The 17,973-nt window shown below is 53.6% G+C and carries 20 protein-coding genes; 7 read left to right on the top strand and 13 right to left on the bottom strand.

The features are described 5' to 3' along the window. Window positions 1-51: 51 nt before the first annotated feature. Window positions 52-867 carry an alpha/beta fold hydrolase gene (locus tag ACR0IU_RS08835; protein ID WP_260023721.1) on the bottom strand — a complete coding sequence of 272 codons (816 nt, stop codon included), beginning with the start codon at window positions 865-867 and terminating at the stop codon, window positions 52-54. Between the two features lie 201 nt (window positions 868-1,068). Continuing rightward, entirely contained in the window at window positions 1,069-1,914 is an 846-nt protein-coding gene (locus ACR0IU_RS08830) for a LysR family transcriptional regulator (RefSeq protein WP_170495084.1), read from the bottom strand. 86 nt (window positions 1,915-2,000) lie between these two features. Between ACR0IU_RS08830 and ACR0IU_RS08825 the strand changes: the two genes are divergently transcribed. From ACR0IU_RS08825 to ACR0IU_RS08810, 4 genes are all read left to right on the top strand, one after another. Further along, window positions 2,001-2,468, top strand: coding sequence for a c-type cytochrome (locus ACR0IU_RS08825; RefSeq protein ID WP_170782186.1), 468 nt, complete (start codon window positions 2,001-2,003; stop codon window positions 2,466-2,468). A 13-nt stretch (window positions 2,469-2,481) separates the two neighbouring features. Then, window positions 2,482-3,390, top strand: coding sequence for a c-type cytochrome (locus ACR0IU_RS08820; protein ID WP_480715980.1), 909 nt, complete (start codon window positions 2,482-2,484; stop codon window positions 3,388-3,390). Window positions 3,391-3,543: 153 nt separating this feature from the next. Then, window positions 3,544-4,425, top strand: coding sequence for a cation diffusion facilitator family transporter (locus ACR0IU_RS08815; protein ID WP_480715979.1), 882 nt, complete (start codon window positions 3,544-3,546; stop codon window positions 4,423-4,425). A 159-nt stretch (window positions 4,426-4,584) separates the two neighbouring features. Further along, the gene (locus ACR0IU_RS08810; protein WP_480715978.1) at window positions 4,585-5,448 is read left to right on the top strand and encodes a hypothetical protein; all 864 of its coding nucleotides are present in this window, start codon (window positions 4,585-4,587) and stop codon (window positions 5,446-5,448) included. 75 nt (window positions 5,449-5,523) lie between these two features. Here the strand turns inward: ACR0IU_RS08810 and ACR0IU_RS08805 are convergent, their stop codons facing one another. The 11 genes from ACR0IU_RS08805 to ACR0IU_RS08755 form a co-directional block, all read right to left on the bottom strand. After that, window positions 5,524-6,171, bottom strand: a complete 648-nt coding sequence (locus ACR0IU_RS08805; RefSeq protein ID WP_260023726.1) for a response regulator — start codon at window positions 6,169-6,171, stop codon at window positions 5,524-5,526. Beyond that, window positions 6,168-7,571: a sensor histidine kinase gene (locus ACR0IU_RS08800; protein WP_480535661.1), complete on the bottom strand. Its 1,404-nt coding sequence runs from the start codon at window positions 7,569-7,571 to the stop codon at window positions 6,168-6,170. Before ACR0IU_RS08800 ends, ACR0IU_RS08805 begins: the two co-directional genes overlap by 4 nt. Window positions 7,572-7,674: 103 nt before the next feature. Continuing rightward, complete coding sequence (locus ACR0IU_RS08795; protein WP_480715977.1) at window positions 7,675-7,941, bottom strand: MerR family DNA-binding protein; 267 nt, start codon at window positions 7,939-7,941, stop codon at window positions 7,675-7,677. Further along, on the bottom strand, window positions 7,920-8,354 hold the full coding sequence (locus ACR0IU_RS08790) for a hypothetical protein (RefSeq protein WP_480715976.1): 435 nt from the start codon (window positions 8,352-8,354) through the stop codon (window positions 7,920-7,922). The genes ACR0IU_RS08795 and ACR0IU_RS08790 overlap by 22 nt, the downstream gene beginning before the upstream one ends. Before the next feature lie 227 nt (window positions 8,355-8,581). Then, complete coding sequence (otnC, locus tag ACR0IU_RS08785) at window positions 8,582-9,223, bottom strand: 3-oxo-tetronate 4-phosphate decarboxylase (protein ID WP_170547443.1); 642 nt, start codon at window positions 9,221-9,223, stop codon at window positions 8,582-8,584. Beyond that, complete coding sequence (otnK, locus tag ACR0IU_RS08780; protein ID WP_480715975.1) at window positions 9,220-10,497, bottom strand: 3-oxo-tetronate kinase; 1,278 nt, start codon at window positions 10,495-10,497, stop codon at window positions 9,220-9,222. The genes otnC and otnK overlap by 4 nt, the downstream gene beginning before the upstream one ends. After that, window positions 10,491-11,291: an N-acyl homoserine lactonase family protein gene (locus ACR0IU_RS08775; protein ID WP_480715974.1), complete on the bottom strand. Its 801-nt coding sequence runs from the start codon at window positions 11,289-11,291 to the stop codon at window positions 10,491-10,493. The genes otnK and ACR0IU_RS08775 overlap by 7 nt, the downstream gene beginning before the upstream one ends. Then, the gene (locus tag ACR0IU_RS08770) at window positions 11,288-11,575 is read right to left on the bottom strand and encodes a putative quinol monooxygenase (RefSeq protein ID WP_480715973.1); all 288 of its coding nucleotides are present in this window, start codon (window positions 11,573-11,575) and stop codon (window positions 11,288-11,290) included. Before ACR0IU_RS08770 ends, ACR0IU_RS08775 begins: the two co-directional genes overlap by 4 nt. Next, window positions 11,575-13,086, bottom strand: a complete 1,512-nt coding sequence (locus ACR0IU_RS08765; RefSeq protein WP_170547435.1) for a tripartite tricarboxylate transporter permease — start codon at window positions 13,084-13,086, stop codon at window positions 11,575-11,577. The genes ACR0IU_RS08770 and ACR0IU_RS08765 overlap by 1 nt, the downstream gene beginning before the upstream one ends. Window positions 13,087-13,090: 4 nt before the next feature. Further along, on the bottom strand, window positions 13,091-13,840 hold the full coding sequence (locus tag ACR0IU_RS08760; protein WP_480715972.1) for a hypothetical protein: 750 nt from the start codon (window positions 13,838-13,840) through the stop codon (window positions 13,091-13,093). Between the two features lie 57 nt (window positions 13,841-13,897). After that, a complete protein-coding gene (locus ACR0IU_RS08755; protein ID WP_480715971.1) occupies window positions 13,898-14,905 on the bottom strand; it encodes a Bug family tripartite tricarboxylate transporter substrate binding protein in 1,008 nt (335 codons plus the stop codon). Window positions 14,906-15,040: 135 nt separating this feature from the next. Between ACR0IU_RS08755 and ACR0IU_RS08750 the strand changes: the two genes are divergently transcribed. The 3 genes from ACR0IU_RS08750 to ACR0IU_RS08740 are packed head-to-tail and all read left to right on the top strand — an operon-like array spanning window position 15,041 to window position 17,831. After that, window positions 15,041-16,129: an isocitrate/isopropylmalate dehydrogenase family protein gene (locus ACR0IU_RS08750; protein ID WP_480715970.1), complete on the top strand. Its 1,089-nt coding sequence runs from the start codon at window positions 15,041-15,043 to the stop codon at window positions 16,127-16,129. After that, window positions 16,126-17,157: a Gfo/Idh/MocA family protein gene (locus ACR0IU_RS08745; RefSeq protein WP_170547426.1), complete on the top strand. Its 1,032-nt coding sequence runs from the start codon at window positions 16,126-16,128 to the stop codon at window positions 17,155-17,157. The genes ACR0IU_RS08750 and ACR0IU_RS08745 overlap by 4 nt, the downstream gene beginning before the upstream one ends. Beyond that, a complete protein-coding gene (locus ACR0IU_RS08740; protein WP_170547424.1) occupies window positions 17,154-17,831 on the top strand; it encodes a GntR family transcriptional regulator in 678 nt (225 codons plus the stop codon). Before ACR0IU_RS08745 ends, ACR0IU_RS08740 begins: the two co-directional genes overlap by 4 nt. Window positions 17,832-17,973 lie beyond the last annotated feature (142 nt).

The following is a 17,973-nucleotide window of genomic DNA, read 5'->3' as shown; positions in this document are numbered from 1 at the left end:
TCGCTTGCGGTAGCTCGCGTGCCGATCTTGGCAGCCAACTGCTCATCAGCTTCAGTTTTTTTGGCGGTTCGCTCTTCGGATTGTGCGCTCGATTAGTTCCGTCACCTGGCCAGGCGTTTCAATGGAAGATGAGTGGCCCGCTCTTCGAAACACCACCAGTTCAGAACTCTTGATTTCTCGATGGATGCGCTCGGACCTTTCGGGAACTGTCGCCACATCTTCGTCCCCGACGCCAATCCCAACGGGAACTTTAATGTTGACGAGTAGGTCAATGCAGCCCGCCCGTTCGATCACCCCTTTGACTGCACGTGTAATGCCGATCCGATCATTTCCAGTAATAGCCTTGGACCATCTGGTTTTTTCCTCAGTGCGTTCAGTGTCCTCGAGAAACGTGCGGCCAAACACAATTGGCATCACCCGTCCAATGACAACCCATAGTCCAATCCATCGTGCCACAAAGTTCAGCATTCTGTAGCGCGGTGCGTTTTGGGAATCTTCAGGATCGGCGCTTGTTTCAAGCAGGGTCAGTGTTTTGACCAGGCTTGGCTCCCGCGCGGCCAATCTCATCCCTACAAATCCGCCCATGCTTAGTCCAACAAAATGGCACGGCTTTGCATCCAGATGCTTGATCAGTGCAGCTGCGTCCGAAGTGAGTGTGTCAATGTCATAACCGGCATCCGTAACGCCACTCCTGCCTTGCCCTCGATGATCGAATGTAATGCACCGATAGCGATCTCGTAGTTGAGAAACCTGCGCTTCAAACATCGCTCCACTGAACAAAAGGCCATGAGAAAAGACGACCGTCTCTCCTTTGCCACCCGTATCATCGTAGTGGATCTGTGCACCGTTTAGGCTAACCGTCGGCATTGAATTCTCTTTGCTTAGGAATGACGAAAATAACAGAAATCTGGCGAAAGTTCACTAGAGCGTTCCAAATTTGGTTCGCAAAGCCTTTTCCCAAGCCCAATCCAATGGACTGTTTGCAGCCCAAAGCGGGCATTTCCGACTGGACTTTGCAAATTTGGAAAGTCAAAATTGCAAGATATCGAAAATCTGTTTTGCATCAAATCACTTAGCTAGCGCTTCTGATATGCGTTCAACTAACGCCTTCTGAACAACGGCAAACCTTGGGGTTTGCGCAATTTCCTCTAGCGTCGCAACCCACAGGGGAACCTCAATCTTAGGACATACGACCTGCGACCTTTTAAGGCGGGTATCGACGTCGCCAAAAAATGACGGCAGAAAAGTTTTACCAGCTCCTGAGGCAGCCATCTGCTGTAGCACCAGAAAGCTGTCTGCTCCGTTGGTCATTTCGTCAGGGTCCACATTCTCCGCTAGCCATTTAGCTGGGAGGGAACGGCTCAAAGCTCCGTCAAGCCTCATCCACTTGCGATTGGGGCAACCATCGTCAAAGACGCCAAATGACAGCGTTCCCGCGCGCTGCCCGATCAGTCCTTCCCCTAGCTTTATCGATGGGCGCACAGCAATGTCTGCTGTCAGTCGGGAAAGATCATGGTGGCTGTTCTGGCTTAGCAGAGTCAGTTTCAAACCTGGGTAAAGGACTGAGATCTCGTTTATGATGCGAGGGAGAACAAACTGACAAAGACTATCGGTCGATGTAATGCGCACCTGACCCATAGGAGAGCGATTTGCTCCGACAACTGCCCGCTCCACGGACAGCACTGCTTCTTGCACGCTTTCCATGGCCGAAAAGATCGCACTGGCTTCGGGGAGAATGGAGTATCCTGACGGGCTTTTTTGAAAAATCCGGCAGCCATTGCGCTCTTCGAATGCGGCCACCCTGCGCAAGACTGTGGCATGCGTGACGCCCATGGCCGTCGCCGCCGCGTTCAACGAACCGTATTTGCTTACGGCTAGCGCGTATCGAATATCGTCCCAGTTTTCGTTGTTCATAAATTAACAAGTGACGACCAATAACAAACAATTACAAGAAAATTCGTTCAAGCTAACATTCGGAGCATTGAACAGGGAGACACATCATGATGAAGCAGTACTCAATCTTCGCGGCGGGTCTTTTGTCATTGGCCGCAATTGGCACAGCCATCGCCCACGAAAGTGAAAACCCGGCTGTGAAGGCTCGAACCTCGATCATGCAGCTCTATGCCTTCAATCTTGGTACACTTGGCGGCATGGCCAAAGGCGAGGTGGACTATGATGCCGAGGCCGCAACACGGGCTGCAAACAACCTTCTTGTGCTAACGCAGATCGATCAATCCGCAATGTGGCCCCCGGGATCTGACAATGTGTCCGATCCGTCCTCCCGCGCGCTACCTGCGATCTGGGAAAACTTCCCTGACGTTGGTGCGAAAGGGCAGGCCATGGCAGACGCCGCGGTTGCGATGCAAGCTGCGGCTGGCCAAGATGTTGATGCCCTGAAAGCGGCTATGGGAGATCTGGGTGGAAGCTGTTCGGCATGTCACAAAGCGTACAGAGCACCGAAAGACTAAATGGTAAAAAGCTGTGAAGCGGTTTTTCCTTTTCACTGCTTTCGCTGCACTTTTGGTTGGGTTGGCCGGTTTGGTGCTGACCCGACCACAAAGAATGGATCAATCTCAACTTGACGATTTGAACCCAGATCACGCCAGAGGTGAAATCGTTTTCTACGCCGCAGGATGCGCATCCTGTCATTCAGCGCCGGATGCGGTTGGCGAGGACAAGCTCATGCTCTCCGGTGGTCGCCGGTTTGAGACGGAATTCGGCACGTTCATTGCCCCCAACATTTCCAGTCACCCAGAAGTTGGTATTGGATCCTGGTCTGCCCTGGATCTGGCCAACGCCTTGATCCATGGGACCGGACCTGAAGGGCAACACTATTTTCCAGCGTTTCCCTATACATCTTACGCCAACATGTCAGCGGACGACGTCGTTTCGCTTCACGCATTCCTCGACACTCTGCCACCAGCCACAACTGCAAGCGTTCCGCATGAGGTAGGTTTTCCTTTCAGTGTTCGTCGTGGATTGGGGGGATGGAAACTGTTGTTCATGACACCAGGCTGGGTAGTCGAAGGTGATTTGACCAACCAACAAAGACATGGAAGGTATTTAGTCGAGGCGCTGGGTCATTGTGCTGAATGCCATACCCCGCGAAATGGCTTAGGTGGTCTGAAACGAGACCTTTGGCTGACAGGTGCACCAAATCCAAACGGGAAAGGTCGCATCCCGGGCCTCACCTCAGACCAGCTTGATTGGTCCGAGGCTGACATCGCCGAGTACCTGAAATCCGGCTTCACGCCGGACTATGACAGCGCAGGTGGTGAGATGGTGGACGTCATTGAGAACACATCGCGCCTCACGGATGAGGATCGTTTGGCGATTGCCGCCTATCTCAAAGCTGTTCCTGTTTCGTCGGCGGGGCCTCTATCCGAGTAACAGTCTGTTGGCGCAACGCTGCGGCAGTGCTGTCGCTGGTAGGAAGCCGTGAGGCCTATTCCCTTTTCACCAAACACCTGTTTTACGTTTTGAGCATCGGAGCTCACCAATCACCCGAGTTTCTGTTCATGATTGACTGAGGGTCGCGGCCAAATGACAGAAAAAATCGCTCTTTGGTCCATTCCAATATCCATTGCGGTACTGGCCCTAAAACTGTTGGCTTGGTGGCTGACGGGCTCAGTGGCTTTGTTGTCGGACGCAATGGAATCTACCGTGAATGTCGTTGCCGCGCTGTTGGCGTACTTCGCAGTTCGGGTCGCGAACAAGCCCCCTGATGAAAACCACCCGTTTGGTCACAAAAAGGCCGAGTATCTTTCCGCTGTCGTCGAGGGCGTGCTGATTGTGCTGGCGGCGTTCTTGATCATCAGAGAAGCTGTGCTGGCGCTCCCAAACCCGCATCTGGAGGATGCGCCGCTGCTCGGCATCATTGTCAATGTCATTGCAACGGGTGTGAATGGCGCATGGGCCTACCTATTGCTCAAAATCGGCAGGCGGGAGGGGTCGCCTGCTTTGGAGGCAAGCTCTCGGCACATTTTTACGGATGTCCTGACTTCAGTTGGTGTTATCGCAGGTCTGCTACTGGCGCTTGCCACCGGCTGGCTGATCCTCGACCCGATCCTGGCAATTCTTGTTGCGCTGAACATCTTGTGGGAGGGCTGGAAGTTTATTCGGGCGTCTGTCGATGGCCTGATGGATGTGACCCTTTCGGATCATGACTTGCAGACTGTTTCCAACGCAATCGAAGCAAATCTCGGCGCGGCCTTAGAGTACCACGACCTCAAAGGGCGCAGATCCGCAAATGTCATCTTCGTGGAGTTCCATCTTGTTGTGGACGGCACAATGCCAGTCAGCGCGGCGCATGATATTTGCAATGACATCGAGGACGAATTGGATCGTTTGTATCCGGACTCCGTCTTTGTCATTCACCTCGAACCTGATGACGAGCTGAAGGGTGACGGGGTTAGATCCCACTAAACTGGTCACATGGCTCCGCAAAAACTCTATTGGTTTGACTGATCTTACTAAGACGTTCGGCTTGAAATTCGTCAGACTTAAGCCCGATGTGGGAAAGCCGAACCAGAAGTAACCTGTCTCCAACGTCACTAAACGTGATGCTCAGAATTGGAGGCGAAAATGAAAATTCAAAGAAAGCTGGGTCAACTTCTAAGTACTGCGGCGTTGGCTTCGTTGATCGCGGCGACGCCTTATGTGCCAGCGTTCGACGCCGATGGTCGCCTACATTTTGAACCGTCATATGCCTTTGCCAAGAGCGGCAGGGGAAGCGACGGGGATGGTCGCGACGATGATCGTGACGACAACTCTGGGTCTGGCAATAGCGGCCGTGGTGGTGACAGTGACGGTGACCGGGACGACAACTCAGGTTCGGGCAATAGCGGCGGCGGTGGCGACCGGGACGATGATCGGGATGACGATAGAGACGATGATCGCGACGACGACCGAGATGATGATCGTGACGACAATTCTGGATCAGGAAAAAGTGGTCGCGATGACGATGATGATGATGACTCCAATCGCTCCAACAAAGGCAGCGGAAAGAAGGATCGGTCTCAAACAGGGGGAAAACCGTCGGGTTCGGCTGGGATAACAAAGGTCGAAACAAACGCCAACGGCATTGAAGTGCGGTACGCCGACGGAACCAAGGAGGAGATCGAAAACGGGCGTTATGAGAGGAAGAATGCTCAGAACCGAACTGTTGAAGAACGCCCCGCGACCGGCGCTGACGTCTCAAGGCTTCGGTCTTTGGCGAATGGTATCTCAATCGACAACGTGCGCTCTTCTGGGCAAAGCGGCACTGCTGGAAGTCGGCCCACGAAAATCGAACGCCAGGGCAATAAAATCGAAGTGAACTATGCCAATGGTTGGAAAGAGGAGATCGAGTTTGGGCGCTACGAGTTGAAAGACCCGTACAACCGGACTGTTGTTGAAAGAAACGCAACGGCCTCTGATCGTCGGAGGTTGCAGTCGGTTGCCAACTGAACCGCAACTTTAGTCAATACTCCGTTGGCGGCGTCTCTTAGTGAGAGGCCGCCATCGCCGTCAAAGAGACCGATTTTAATCTCCCTTGTTCCAAACATCATGGGCAATAAGCGCGGCCTCTACCCGATTTCGCGCATGAAGCTTAGACAGGATTGCCGTCATATAGTGCTTCACGGTCTTTTCCTGAAGGTCTAACTCATCAGCGATTTCACGATTACTCAGTCCTTTGGCCACACGTCGAAGTATTTCTTCCTCACGATGCGTAAGGTCATCGAGAATGCAGCTGTTAGTAGACATGCCGGTGTCAGCATTGATTTGCAGCAATACTCGTGAAGCCAAGCCCGGAGAAACGAACCCTTCACCTGCGGCGATGCTGCGTAAGGAAGCGGTTAGTTCGCTTGCGGTTACTCCCTTCACAATGTACCCAATCGCGCCCGCCTCCAAGGCGTCCGCGACATCGCTGCTGTTCTCTGAGACCGTCAAGATTGCAATGACGGGTGGATTTTCCATCGCCGCAATTTTACGCGTCGCGCTTATCCCGCCACCGGGCATAGAGAGGTCAAGAACAGCTATGTCCGGCTGATGCGTGCCGACCAGCGATACTGCCTCTTCAGCGTTGGACCCAGCGGCCAAAACTTCGAAGCCATCAGCTTCATCCAACGTTCGTTGCAAGCCATCCCTGAATATCGGGTGATCATCAGCTATTACGACAGATGTAGTCATGATGTGCCTAACTTTCTGGGAAAGAGTGTCATAGCTATGGTGGTGCCTTCGCCCGGTCTTGATGCGACTTCGAACCTGCCACCAATACTCTCGACCCGATCTCGCAAGCCCATTAGCCCCTGGCCACCATCGTCTCGCAACGCGGTTTCTTCTGACCTGTCAAATCCAGGTCCGTCGTCTTTGACCTTTACAACTATGCGGTCGTTCTGCGCCTCAGAGATAACCGTGCACTTGGATGCTGGAGCATACCTCGCGGCATTGGAAAGCGTTTCCTGAAGGAACCGAAAAACGCACAGTTTGTCGGACAATGACAACTCTGGGGCCTGGCTACCCAAGAATGAAATATCCGGTCGCAATGGGCTGTGTTCGGCGTGATCTTCTACGGCTCTCTTCACGACATCGACGAGTGACAGACCATCGATATCCGGCGCGGACAGCCCTCGCGATATCGCGCGAATTTCAGCCAGAGATTTTTGCACAGATTGCTGAATTTCCACTGCCTCTTTAGGCATTTCGGACTCTTTGGCAAACGCCGCCTCCAATCTAAGGGCGGCGAGTGACAAGTATTGCGCAGGACCATCATGTAGCTCGGAGCCAAGTTTCTTGAGGAATCGATCTGTTTGCGTGGCATATCTTTCCGACGCTTCGACCACACGCGACCGCAGCAGGGCATTCTGCTCCGCCATCCTCTCACTTTCTGTCAGGCGTTGTTTAAGAAGAGACCCCTGTCGTCGAATTGTTTTGTCGCCAATTGCGACGATGGAATACAAAACAATCGTACTTGCTAGAAATGCGGAACCGACGACCAACCAGCTTGTTCGTCTGGCCTTGGCTAAGTCTAACTCCAGCTGATCAGCTCTTTCATAGAACTCCGCAACTGCGATGATCTCGCCAGACCAGAGTTCGCGGATCGGGCTGTAAACCTCAAGTAGTGGTATCCCCAATGCCGCCTCAGCGGCGCTTTCGGCATGATCAAGCTCTTCGAAAGAACCGGAGATGTCACCGCTCCACGCTCGCCTTAGATCATCCGTTGGATTGAAACGGTTTCCAATGATGTCTGTATCCGAGGCGTGCGCAATCACACCGCCTTGCTTCCAGAATTTGTAGGAGACAATGCGGTCTCGCATGGGCTGAGTCATGAAAATCTCGTCCAGCGCCAGGCTCGCTTGCTCCGAAAGGCGGTCGCCATGTGCCAATTCCTGGCTGAGCGGGGATACTACACTTTCCATATACAGCGCCGCAGAGTTGGCAGAGTTTTGCACGACGGCGTTCTGGATTCGATTAGACACCCAGACCCCGACGATTGCGGTAGCAGTACCCATCACGAAAATGCTGGCCGCAAGGAAGACTCGCGACAACGACCAATTGCCAATCGTCAGGTCAGCTACTTTCGTTCTCATCGTGAAATCGACTATGAACTACAATCTGTTATCGCACCACAGACCTTGGTCTGACGTCATTTAGCTAAATCTCAGACCCTGAGCTTCCGCGCAGCGGCCACAGTCAGATATCATCCATCGTTCTCACTCTTTGCAGCATCGGGCAGTGAACCTTACCACTATCACAATTGGCTGTAAGCTCACTCAAGGCACGCTCCAGGCGTCTGAGCTCATTTATCTTGGTTCGAACGCTGGCAATGTGAGCCTCGGCCAATTCTTTAACTGATCGGCAGTCGCCGGCGCTTCCTTCTGACAGCTCCAAAAGCGCCTTTGCGTCTGAGAGAGAGAACCCCAGGTCGCGGCATTTCTTCAAAAATCGAAGTCTTCCCACATCGTTTGCCGAATATCCTGAGACAGCTTCTTTGCTATCTCTCTTAAGAATTTTCTGTGTGCAGATTTCAGTTCTTGAAGTTCCTTTACCTGGGCCTCAGGCAAACCGTCTGGGATTTCCGAAAAAGGGTCGAATGAAAGGCTCTCAGTGTTGTCTAACTGTCCGCTTTCATTTTGATGTGGATCACCCTTGGACCAGTTTGCTTCTACCTCAGCAAATATTTTTGCAAATTTCGGATCCGCTTCAAGTTTTTTTCGCAACTCATTTTGCGACTGAGCAACTTTGAGTATCCCGTCAATGGCCCACCTTTGCATATTGAATGGATGTGCCAGCTCCAAGCTTTGCCTGTATTTACCAAGCTCGGCAGACACATGATCCGCAGCTTGTGATATTGCTTCCTCAGTTGATTTCATCACGCGGTTACAATGGACAAGGCCTTCTCGTAAATCGTGCAAACTTATGGGGTGCGTGAAGGTTTGTGCGCGTCCCTACACTAGTGTAGGTCTGCGCATAACGCTGCGTTCCAGTAATTGATTTCATTCATGAAATTCAAGTGTGCTCGCCCATAACTTTGCGCGGCGTTTGCGCATAATTTTGCACGATTTTCCCAAAAGTTTGCACACTCCCCCAAGGTGACCGATTACATCCTTCCGAAAGTCTCTTTGAGTTCTGTGACTTGTGCTGCATCCAACATCCGGGTTGGCATGCCCCGCAAGGCCACGAGCAGCTTGGCGGTTTCTTCCAACTCTTCTGCTGCACAGACCGCCGAGAAGAGGTCCTTTCCTGAAACGACGGGGCCGTGATTAGCCAACAGAACCGCACTATACTTACCGTCTAGTTCACTGATCAAATCACCAGATTTCGGGTCACCCGGCTTGACGTATGGAACCAGTTTGACCGTTCCAACGCGCATGACCACGTATGGTGTCAGTGGCGGAATACAGTCATTGGGATCGGTGTCTTCCAAACACGACAGTGCGGTGGCCCAGGTCGAATGTAGATGCACCACTGCACCAGCTTCTGGCCGCGTTTCATAAAAGGCTTGGTGCAGAAAAACCTCCTTGGTCGGCTTGTCGCCGGAGACGTGGTGCCCATCCAAACTAATCTTGGCGATGCGCTCGGGGTCGATATCGCCCAAGGTGGAATTGGTTGGTGTCATGAGGATCCCGTCATGTAAACGCGCGGAGACATTGCCCGCCGTGCCGACGGAAAAACCACGTGCAAACAGCGAGGCGCACAGCTCTGACATCTGCCGTCGCAGTGTCTGTTCTTCAGAACTCATTTACCAGACTCCATCATTCTGAGAGCCTTGGCGAAAAAGTCCGGAGCGCCGAAGTTCCCAGACTTCAAAGCCAGCGCAATCGGTTCAGATTTCCCAACGCTCAGGACTGGCACGCCCGGGTCGATCTCTGGCCCAATTGACATGGCTGGTGACCCCAGTGCCTCAGAGACAGCATTGGCGACAGCTCCCGACGTCTCTCCTCCCGCCACCACCAATCGCTTGTAGCTCTTCTGAACAAGCTCGCGCGCGGTATCAGCAAAGAGATTGTCCAGCCTGTCCGCAACCGCTTCCTGACCATATTTGTTTTGGATCGCTCGCACCTGATCCGGGCTTCCTGATGAGTAAGCGAGAGGGGCCTCACCCAAATGCGTTTCAAAGAATTCCAGAAGCGTCTGCGTGGTCACATCCCCGGACATAACACCTGGCACATCAATGGCGAAGGACGGATGGGATTGCGAATGAACATCAATCTGCCCACGGGTCGCACCCGAGCAAGACCCGGCAAGGATCGCGGCAGGCCCAGCGATACCGGGGAACACTCTGCCAGCACTTTTGGATGAAGTCTCTCTCAGGAAGTTTCTTGGTAGACCCAGCGCTATACCCGATCCCCCAGTAATGAGCTTGGCATCCCTTAGAGCTTCGCCCCAGGCCAGCAAATCTTCGTCCGAAATCGCATCACCGATCACAAAGCGTTCGTTTGCGTTCTGCAACGCATCAGCAATCGCCTCTGGTCCTTGCTTCACGGTGTCAACTGACACCAACCCGACCGTTTCTTCGGTCTGATGCTGCAACCATCGCCGGATGTTGGCATCCGTCATCGGAGTGAGAGGGTGGTTTTCCATCCCGGATTCATGCAACAGCTTACCGAGTACAAAGAGATGACCGTAATAGACAGTGCGCCCCGTTGTCGGAAAGGCCGGACAGAAAACCACCTTTTGCGCACCCAGGTCGTTGGCCAGTGATTCCGCAACGGGGCCGATATTTCCTTCCGTCATGGAATCGAAGGTGGAGCAATACTTGAAGATGAACTGCTTGCATCCTTGATCCTTAAGCCACCGCAGAGCGCGCAAGCTGTCCGCTACCGCTTCCTCAGTCGGTGCGGTGCGGCTCTTGAGTGAGATCACACCCGCTTCGATCTCCTCGTCGGCTGGGGTCGTCGGAATACCTGGAAATTGAGCCGTTCGTAACCCACCTTCCGGCTCAACGCCCTTTGCTAAGGTGTTCGCAATATCACTCGCACCAGTAAAGTCGTCCGCTATGACACCGATTAGCATAGTTCAATGTCCCGGGCCGGCCCTGGATCCAACCTATGGATATGCGGTGCCACGCCCACGGGAAATACCTCACGCACAAGTGGATCATGGCCGGGCACGATAAGCCTAGGATGCGAAGCCAACCTCTCAAGTGTCTCGAAACCATCCATCATGTCTTGCAGGTCGACGACGATGGGAAAGGCTTTGCGCGCCATGAAATTCTCGTAATAGTGCGAGGCATCAGAGGCGAGTACCATCCACCCGGCTGCCGTTCTTACGCGAACGCATTGCAACCCGCGCGAATGCCCTCCGATGCAGTGCACCGTTACCCCATCTGCAATCTCGGCTTCTCCATCGTAGAACACCACCTTGCCTGAATAGAGACGCTTTACGACCTCGCAGACATGGCCAGCCGTGAAAGGCGCACGCAGGTGGTCATGGCACATGCATGGACCTGTGGCGAAGGCCATTTCCGCCGACTGCATGTGCAATTTCGCGTTAGGGAACATATGCAGCCCCCCTGCGTGGTCATAATGAAGGTGGGTCACGATGACCTCAGTCACCGCTTCTGGCGCAATGCCCAGGGGCCGCAGAGCTTCGCGAGGGTCCATCGCGATGGGACGACCACGAGCGGCGGCCTCATCGGAGTCGTAGCCAGTATCGACCAGAATGACTTTGTTGCCGCGTTTGAGCACCCAAACAAAATAGTCCATTGCATGAGGCGCGTCGTGATTGTCATCCAAGATGAAGCTATCGCGTCGAGTGCGGGTATTGCGATCCGCGTATTTGACAGCGTGGATTTCCCAATCGTTCATCGTATGACCTCGGAATATTGGTGAACTGTCTTGGTTGCAATCATATCAACCACTGCCTTATCGAAGGACTGAAAATGCGCGCTTTCTAGGTGGGCAGAGAACGCCACGCTGTCATCATAAACCTCATAGAGAAAAACTGTCTCGGGATCGTCGCCAAGGCAAACGTCAAACTGATGGCATCCGGATTCTTCACGCAAAGAAGTTGAAGCGTTTTCGACCATCAGCGGCAAGAAAGCGTCTCTCTTACCGGGTTTGAGAGTGAAAGTGGCAGTGACTACAATCATCAGACAGAAAGTCCTTTCAAACGTGAGAATGCGCGCTTTGCGACGGGCAGTTGGCTGAGGATCAGACCAATGTTGAGCACCAGCAGAATGGCCGCACCGGGTCGTGAAAAGAAGACCGAAAGATCCCCGTCCGACAAGAACAGCGACCGGCGGAAGGTTTCGTCAAACAGGCTGCCCAGAATAACCCCGATCACCAACGGCGCGATTGGGTACTTCATCAGGTTCATGAAATAGGCAACGGCACCGACGCCGAGCATCAGGTAGAGATCATTGATGCCCCCGCCAACGCTGAAAGACCCAATTGTTGTCAGAACCATAACGACGGGCAAAAAGATGGTCTGCGGGATGGCAAGGATTTTGATAAATACCCGAGCGGTGAAAAGCCCCATCAGGAACATCGTGAGGGAGGCCAGCACCAGGATTGCAACCACGCGCAGAATGATCTCTGGATCTATCGTCGGGCCGGGAATCACGTTGTTGATCTTGAAAGCCCCCATCAAAGCGGCGGCTGGTGGTGAGCCAGGAATGCCCAGCACCAAAAGTGGGATTAGCGCGCCGCCAATACAGGCGTTATTTGCGGTCTCAGAACACAGCAGACCTTCCAATGACCCTTTGCCGAACTTGTTGCCCTCAGTAGATACGGTCTTGCCAACACCGTAGCTGACCCAACCGGCGACATCTTCGCCAACTCCGGGAAGTGCTCCTACCCCTGTCCCGATCACGCCTGACCGGCCAATGGTGGGCAGGTAGCGCCGAATAGAGCGAAGGTTCGGAAGAATGCGGCCTTTCAGGGCCAGAACTTTCCCGGCCTCAACGTGCCTCAAACCGTCAATGATTTGGGGAATGGCAAAGGCCCCCATCAAAACTGGCACGACCTGAAACCCGCTCATCAGGTAAGACCAGCCGAAGGTATAGCGCGGCTCAGACAACAGAGGGTCGAGGCCCACCATGGACATCGCAAGCCCGATCAAACCGGCGATCCATCCCTTAATCACCAGGTCTTCGCTCATCAAAGTACCAGAAAGCAGAATGCCGAACAGGGCCAGCAATGCTTTCTCCGGGCTTGCGATGTTCTTTGAAACCAAAAGCAGCGCCCAGACAAAAATCAAAAGCGTGATGGTTCCGATAACTGTGCCAATGAAACTGGCCGTCGTGGTCAGCCCTAGTGCTTCGCCCCCTCGACCCGCTTTGGCCAAAGGGTAGCCATCCATGGCCGTCGCCGCGCTGGCTGCCGTGCCCGGAATGTTCAGCAAAATAGACGGGTAAGAGCCGCCGTAAATCGCGCCGACATAGGCCCCGAGCAAAGCGATGAGCGAATAGTCGAGCGGGATTTTGTTGCCGAAGAAGCCCGTCAGGATCGTCACGGCCAGGGTTGCCGTAAGGCCGGGCAATGCGCCGAACGTGATGCCCAGGAACACGGATGCAATCAAATACAGATAGGTCAGCGGGTCCACTGCCAGGCCCACGAATGCAGTCCCAAATCCAGCCAGTTGCGAAAGAATAAAGTCCATCCGGTCAGTCTTTCCATAGCGGACGAAGCGTCACGTAGTAGTGGTATTCGATTTGCTTGAAGATCAGCCCGCAGCGCGCGGGCACGTTCTGCCGGAAAACAAAGGCCATCGCACAAACGAGGATGAGCGGGGCAAGTATTGCCACCAATGGAACGAACCGCAAAACGCGTTCGGAAGCCGCTTTGGTCAACACCACTAGTGTTAACGCGACCCACAAGGCCAGTGTGAACCAATCATCACCGTGTGCATTCCAATCCGCCTGAGCAGGAAACACGGCGAACGCAAACAAACCGGTGACGACAACTGCGACACAGGCCACCAAAGCACGCCGCGCGTGACCGCCGTAGTAGCCGTAAGTCAAAGCTGTGATTAGCAAGCCAGAACACAGAATGAAGTCCACTCTTGGAACCAACCCAACGACATATGCAAGAAGGATCAGTCCTATGGTTGAAGCTCGATAGGCTTCAGACTTATCCCACCCGATGCCCAAAGCACTGAGCGCGTGTTGGGCTGCACCGGCACGAATCGAAATAGCCAACAAAACGAAAGACAAAACAAGTAGTCCACCGAAGATGAACAACGGCACAATTGCAGCCGAGTTGTACCAATCCGATCCACTTACACCTGCGCGGTTTTCGCCCCAAAGAGGGATGTCCAACGTCTTCCAAAGGAAAAATGTGGAAATTGCTATCAGACCAATCGATGCCCAGAAATCGCGCGTCCGCATGATCAGTGTATCGTCAGGTTTGTCCATTGCCTGCCTCTTGTCGGAAAGGGCGCGATCAGGCGCGCCCTTTCAAAAGTGATCGGATTATGGCTTCTCGATACCCAGCGACGCCGGATCGACGGTCGCTGCGCCCAGATCTTGCAAGGTGTAGGCAAATGTCGCCTCAAGGTTCGCAAACAGCTCTTGAGCTTCTTCGCCGTGTTGACCACCGACATCGTAATTGTTTGCCACGGCCCATTCAGCGACGGTGTCGGAGGCAATCGCTTGCTCGAAGGCATCACCAAGTGCGGCCTTTACGTCGTCCCCGGCTGAACTGTGAACTGCAAACCCGATGGCCTGTTTGAGCGGTAAATACTGATCGAGACCGTCATAAATCCCAAAGGCGGAAGGCACCGTTGCCCCTGCAATCTGCGCTTCTTCGGGCGTCAGCATCGCGAGAGGCTTCAATTGACCGCCTTCGATCAACGGGGCCTGTTCAGCTAGAGAAGTCACAACCAACGCAACTTCACCCGCTATCGCTGCTTCCTGCCCTGGCGCGGAACCTTTGTATGGAACAAACTTGAACTCTGCACCGGACCCTTTTTCGATGGCCAGAAGGTTCAAGTGGTGGATCGAACCTGCGCCGGAAGCCGCCGCTGGAATAGTGCCAGGAGCAGCTTTCGCAGCGTCGACCAGTTCTTCCAGAGTATTGTAAGGGCTATCCGCTGGGACCGAGATCAGATCGGGTGAGCCGCCAACAATAAACGGATACCAAAAGTCGAATTTCTTATCCCAACCACCCTGCACAGCAGCGGTGACGTTCGATTCAGACAGACCAACCAATGTGTAGCCATCGTCTGGTTGGTTCATGACGTAGACCATGCCGTTAGAGCCTGCGACCCCACCTGTTTGATTGATCACATTGATAGAAACCGGAAGGTGTTTTTCCATCTCGGCCATGATCATTCGGTTGATCGTGTCCGTGCCACCACCGGCCCCCCAGACCACAGCTGTGGTGATATCACGATAGGGATAATCCTGCGCAGCAGCAGCCCCAGCAATCCCCGTCGCCATAGCAACCGCGGCCGCCAACCGCCCTAGCTTCAGTTTCATTTCCAAGTCCTCCCAAACATCTTTGCGTTTATTATTGCATTTATTTACGTATACATTAAAGAATGCGTTGTCAACGGACTGTAGTGAAAGTTGCTATCGCGCTATGAATGCGAAACGGGAAGGAAGCGGGCTAAGATGAAGAAAAGTTATGATGTGGCAGTGTTCCATGGGGACGGAATCGGCCCTGAAATTATGGCCCCTACGCTTGAAATCCTGCGTCAGCTCTCGCACGGCAGTCCTTCCTACAAACTGGTGTTTACAGACGCTCCGGCGGGCGCAGGCCACTACGCCAAAACTGGAGAATCGTTTCCGGCTGGGTCACTCGAAACTGCACGCAACGCTGACGCGATTCTGCTATCTGCAATGGGTTTGCCGGATGTTCGCTACCCTGATGGAACCGAGATTTCACCGCAGATCGATCTGCGAAAGCAACTGGGACTTTTCGCTGGGGTGCGGCCAGTAAAGGTAAGCAACGGGCAAACGACCCCTTTGTCGCTCCCCAGTGGAAAAGAGATCGACTTTGTCTTGATCCGTGAAAGCACCGAAGGATTGTTTTTCACGCAAGGAACGGGAGAAGTCTTAGAAGATGAGGCGCGCGAAACTCTTCTGATCACCCGCGATGTCTCCGAAAAACTATTCCGGTTTGCGTTTGATTTGGCCAAAAACCGGAAAGCATCCGGACGCGGGCCAGGACGGGTTACTTGCGTCGATAAAGCCAATGTATTCAGGGCCTTTGCGTTCTTCAGATCAATGTTTGACGCCGAAGCTGCCAACCATCCGGATTTGCAGGCAGACCATGCATACGTCGATGCTACCGCCCTCTGGATGGTTCAAAAGCCTTGGGAATTTGATGTCTTGGTGACCGAGAACATGTTCGGAGACATTCTCTCCGACCTTGGCGCGGGTCTCATGGGTGGTCTAGGACTGGCGCCATCAGCGGATATCGGGTTGAATCACGCTGTATTCCAACCCTGCCATGGTTCCGCTCCTGACATTGCGGGACAGGGTATTGCCAACCCTTTTGCGATGATCCTGTCCGCAGCAATGATGCTTGAATGGTTGGGGCTGACCCATGATCACCCAGACCTGTCCAACGACGGCGAACGATTGCGCGAAGCCGTGGAAAAGGTGACGACAAGCGGCAACAACCTGACGCGTGACCTTGGTGGCACCGCTGGAACGCAGGCCGCAGCCTCATCAGTAATGGAAGCATTGCAGGCATGAATACACAACAAGCCATCAGGGTCGCGTGTGTGGGAGCGGGGTATTTCAGTAGGTTCCACTACGAAAGCTGGTCCCGAATGCCCGGAGCGGTTCCGATTGCATCTTGCAACCGTGATATCAACAAGGCGAAGGAAACAGGACTGGCCGCTTACGATGATCTGTCAAAAATGCTGGAAGTGGAAAAACCAGATCTCTTGGACATCATCCTTCCACCTGTGGCGCAGGCCGATGCCATCCGAACGGCACTGCGCTCTGGAATAAAGTGGCTGATCTGCCAAAAACCTTTCTGCATGTCATTAGAAGAAGCTAAGAAGATCGTCTCCGAGGCTGAAGCAGTAGGCGCAACCATTGTCGTGCATGAGAATTTTCGCTTCCAGCCCTGGTATCGTGCGATCAAGGTAGCGATGACCGAGGGTCGAATTGGAACACCTCTACAAGCGACTTTCCGGCTTCGGCCTGGCGACGGACAGGGACCGCACGCCTACCTTGACCGGCAGCCGTACTTTCAGGACATGCCACGTTTTCTGGTGCATGAAACAGCGGTTCACTGGGTAGACACATTCCGATTTTTGTTCGATGCGCCCAGTGCAGTTTATGCGGACTTGCGCCAAGTTAACCCCGTTATCTCGGGCGAGGATGCAGGTTACATCCTGTTTGACCACCCCAACGGTTTGAAAGCTCTGTTCGATGGCAACAGATGCCTTGACCACAGTGCCGAAAACCTGCGCCAAACCATGGGCGAAGCTCTCATCGAAGGAACAGAAGGATCACTGGTTCTTTACGGCGACGGCTCAGTAGAACTCCGCGGTTTTGGAAAACAGGAGCGACAGCAGATTCTACCTCCAAGCGATCATGATGGATTTGGAGGAGACTGCGTCCACGCCTTGCAAAGTCACGTCATTTCGGGCCTTCTACGAGGCACGCCGTTAGAAAACACGGCCCGAGATTATTTGGATGTGATCCGCATCGAAGAGAATATCTATCTCTCGGCTGCGGAAGGACGAAAAATCAACCTGGAGACGCCGTGAAGGATCAGGACGCAAAAACTCTTTCCAATACACAACGCGCTGTAAGAGATTTGCGGCGGATGATCCTGTCCGGCGAACTTGCGGCCGGAACTGACCATCTGGAATCGGAACTCGCCGAAACCCTTGGTATGTCCCGCACCCCGATACGGGAAGCCGCGCTGATGCTGGAAAGTAAGGGGTTGCTGGAAATGCGACCCCGGAAGGGCGTTCGGATACTGCCTGTTTCATCAGATGATATGCGTGAAATCTACGACATATTGACGGAACTCGAGAGCCTCGCAGCACAGCGCGCTGCCGAAGCGGGTTATTCAGAAGATGAACTGGCGGACCTTGCTGGATCAATTGCAAAGATGGACCAAGCCATCGAAGCCGAAGACCTAGAAGCCTGGGCCGAGGCCGACGAGTGGTTTCATCAGGAACTCGTTCGGTTGGGCGGCAACAAACGAGTCGAAGCGATTGTCGCCATGATGAGCGACCAGGTGCGCCGCGCTCGCGCAACGACGTTGTTCATCAGGCCCGTGCCCGTCAAATCCAATGAAGATCATCGGGTTGTTTTCCAAGCGATTAGTGAAGGTCGACCGGATGTTGCCCGTGAACGTCATCGAGAACACAGGCTGCAAGCACAGGCTATGCTTTGCGGGATACTCGAAAAGCATCGGCTCAACAGCCTCTGATCTTCTCGTATCCGGTCGTTAGTCAACTAGAGTAACTGCCTGTTTTCGGCATTGAAGGCGCTCCGAGTTCTTGTCTACCACGGCAACCCGCAGTTGCCTCCGGCTGCGCTGATTTTCTTTTTTTAGTCGCTCAAACAATCAC

The organism is Ruegeria sp. CL5 (assembly GCF_056536485.1).
The sequence above is the reverse complement of the archived record's forward strand: the minus strand, read 5'-3'. Positions and strand labels throughout refer to the sequence as shown.

Excerpts from the sequence above, each read along its gene's own strand:
- ACR0IU_RS08810 (WP_480715978.1), top strand. The coding sequence starts at position 4,585 with ATGAAAATTCAAAGAAAGCTGGGTCAACTTCTAAGTACTGCGGCGTTG.
- ACR0IU_RS08745 (WP_170547426.1), top strand. The coding sequence starts at position 16,126 with ATGAATACACAACAAGCCATCAGGGTCGCGTGTGTGGGAGCGGGGTAT.
- ACR0IU_RS08805 (WP_260023726.1), bottom strand. The coding sequence starts at position 6,171 with ATGACTACATCTGTCGTAATAGCTGATGATCACCCGATATTCAGGGAT.
- ACR0IU_RS08790 (WP_480715976.1), bottom strand. The coding sequence starts at position 8,354 with ATGAAATCAACTGAGGAAGCAATATCACAAGCTGCGGATCATGTGTCT.
- ACR0IU_RS08835 (WP_260023721.1), bottom strand. The coding sequence starts at position 867 with ATGCCGACGGTTAGCCTAAACGGTGCACAGATCCACTACGATGATACG.
- ACR0IU_RS08750 (WP_480715970.1), top strand. The coding sequence starts at position 15,041 with ATGAAGAAAAGTTATGATGTGGCAGTGTTCCATGGGGACGGAATCGGC.
- ACR0IU_RS08760 (WP_480715972.1), bottom strand. The coding sequence starts at position 13,840 with ATGGACAAACCTGACGATACACTGATCATGCGGACGCGCGATTTCTGG.
- ACR0IU_RS08830 (WP_170495084.1), bottom strand. The coding sequence starts at position 1,914 with ATGAACAACGAAAACTGGGACGATATTCGATACGCGCTAGCCGTAAGC.
- ACR0IU_RS08825 (WP_170782186.1), top strand. The coding sequence starts at position 2,001 with ATGATGAAGCAGTACTCAATCTTCGCGGCGGGTCTTTTGTCATTGGCC.
- ACR0IU_RS08800 (WP_480535661.1), bottom strand. The coding sequence starts at position 7,571 with ATGAGAACGAAAGTAGCTGACCTGACGATTGGCAATTGGTCGTTGTCG.
- ACR0IU_RS08815 (WP_480715979.1), top strand. The coding sequence starts at position 3,544 with ATGACAGAAAAAATCGCTCTTTGGTCCATTCCAATATCCATTGCGGTA.
- ACR0IU_RS08775 (WP_480715974.1), bottom strand. The coding sequence starts at position 11,291 with ATGAACGATTGGGAAATCCACGCTGTCAAATACGCGGATCGCAATACC.
- ACR0IU_RS08765 (WP_170547435.1), bottom strand. The coding sequence starts at position 13,086 with ATGGACTTTATTCTTTCGCAACTGGCTGGATTTGGGACTGCATTCGTG.
- ACR0IU_RS08755 (WP_480715971.1), bottom strand. The coding sequence starts at position 14,905 with ATGAAACTGAAGCTAGGGCGGTTGGCGGCCGCGGTTGCTATGGCGACG.
- otnC (WP_170547443.1), bottom strand. The coding sequence starts at position 9,223 with ATGAGTTCTGAAGAACAGACACTGCGACGGCAGATGTCAGAGCTGTGC.
- ACR0IU_RS08770 (WP_480715973.1), bottom strand. The coding sequence starts at position 11,575 with ATGATTGTAGTCACTGCCACTTTCACTCTCAAACCCGGTAAGAGAGAC.
- otnK (WP_480715975.1), bottom strand. The coding sequence starts at position 10,497 with ATGCTAATCGGTGTCATAGCGGACGACTTTACTGGTGCGAGTGATATT.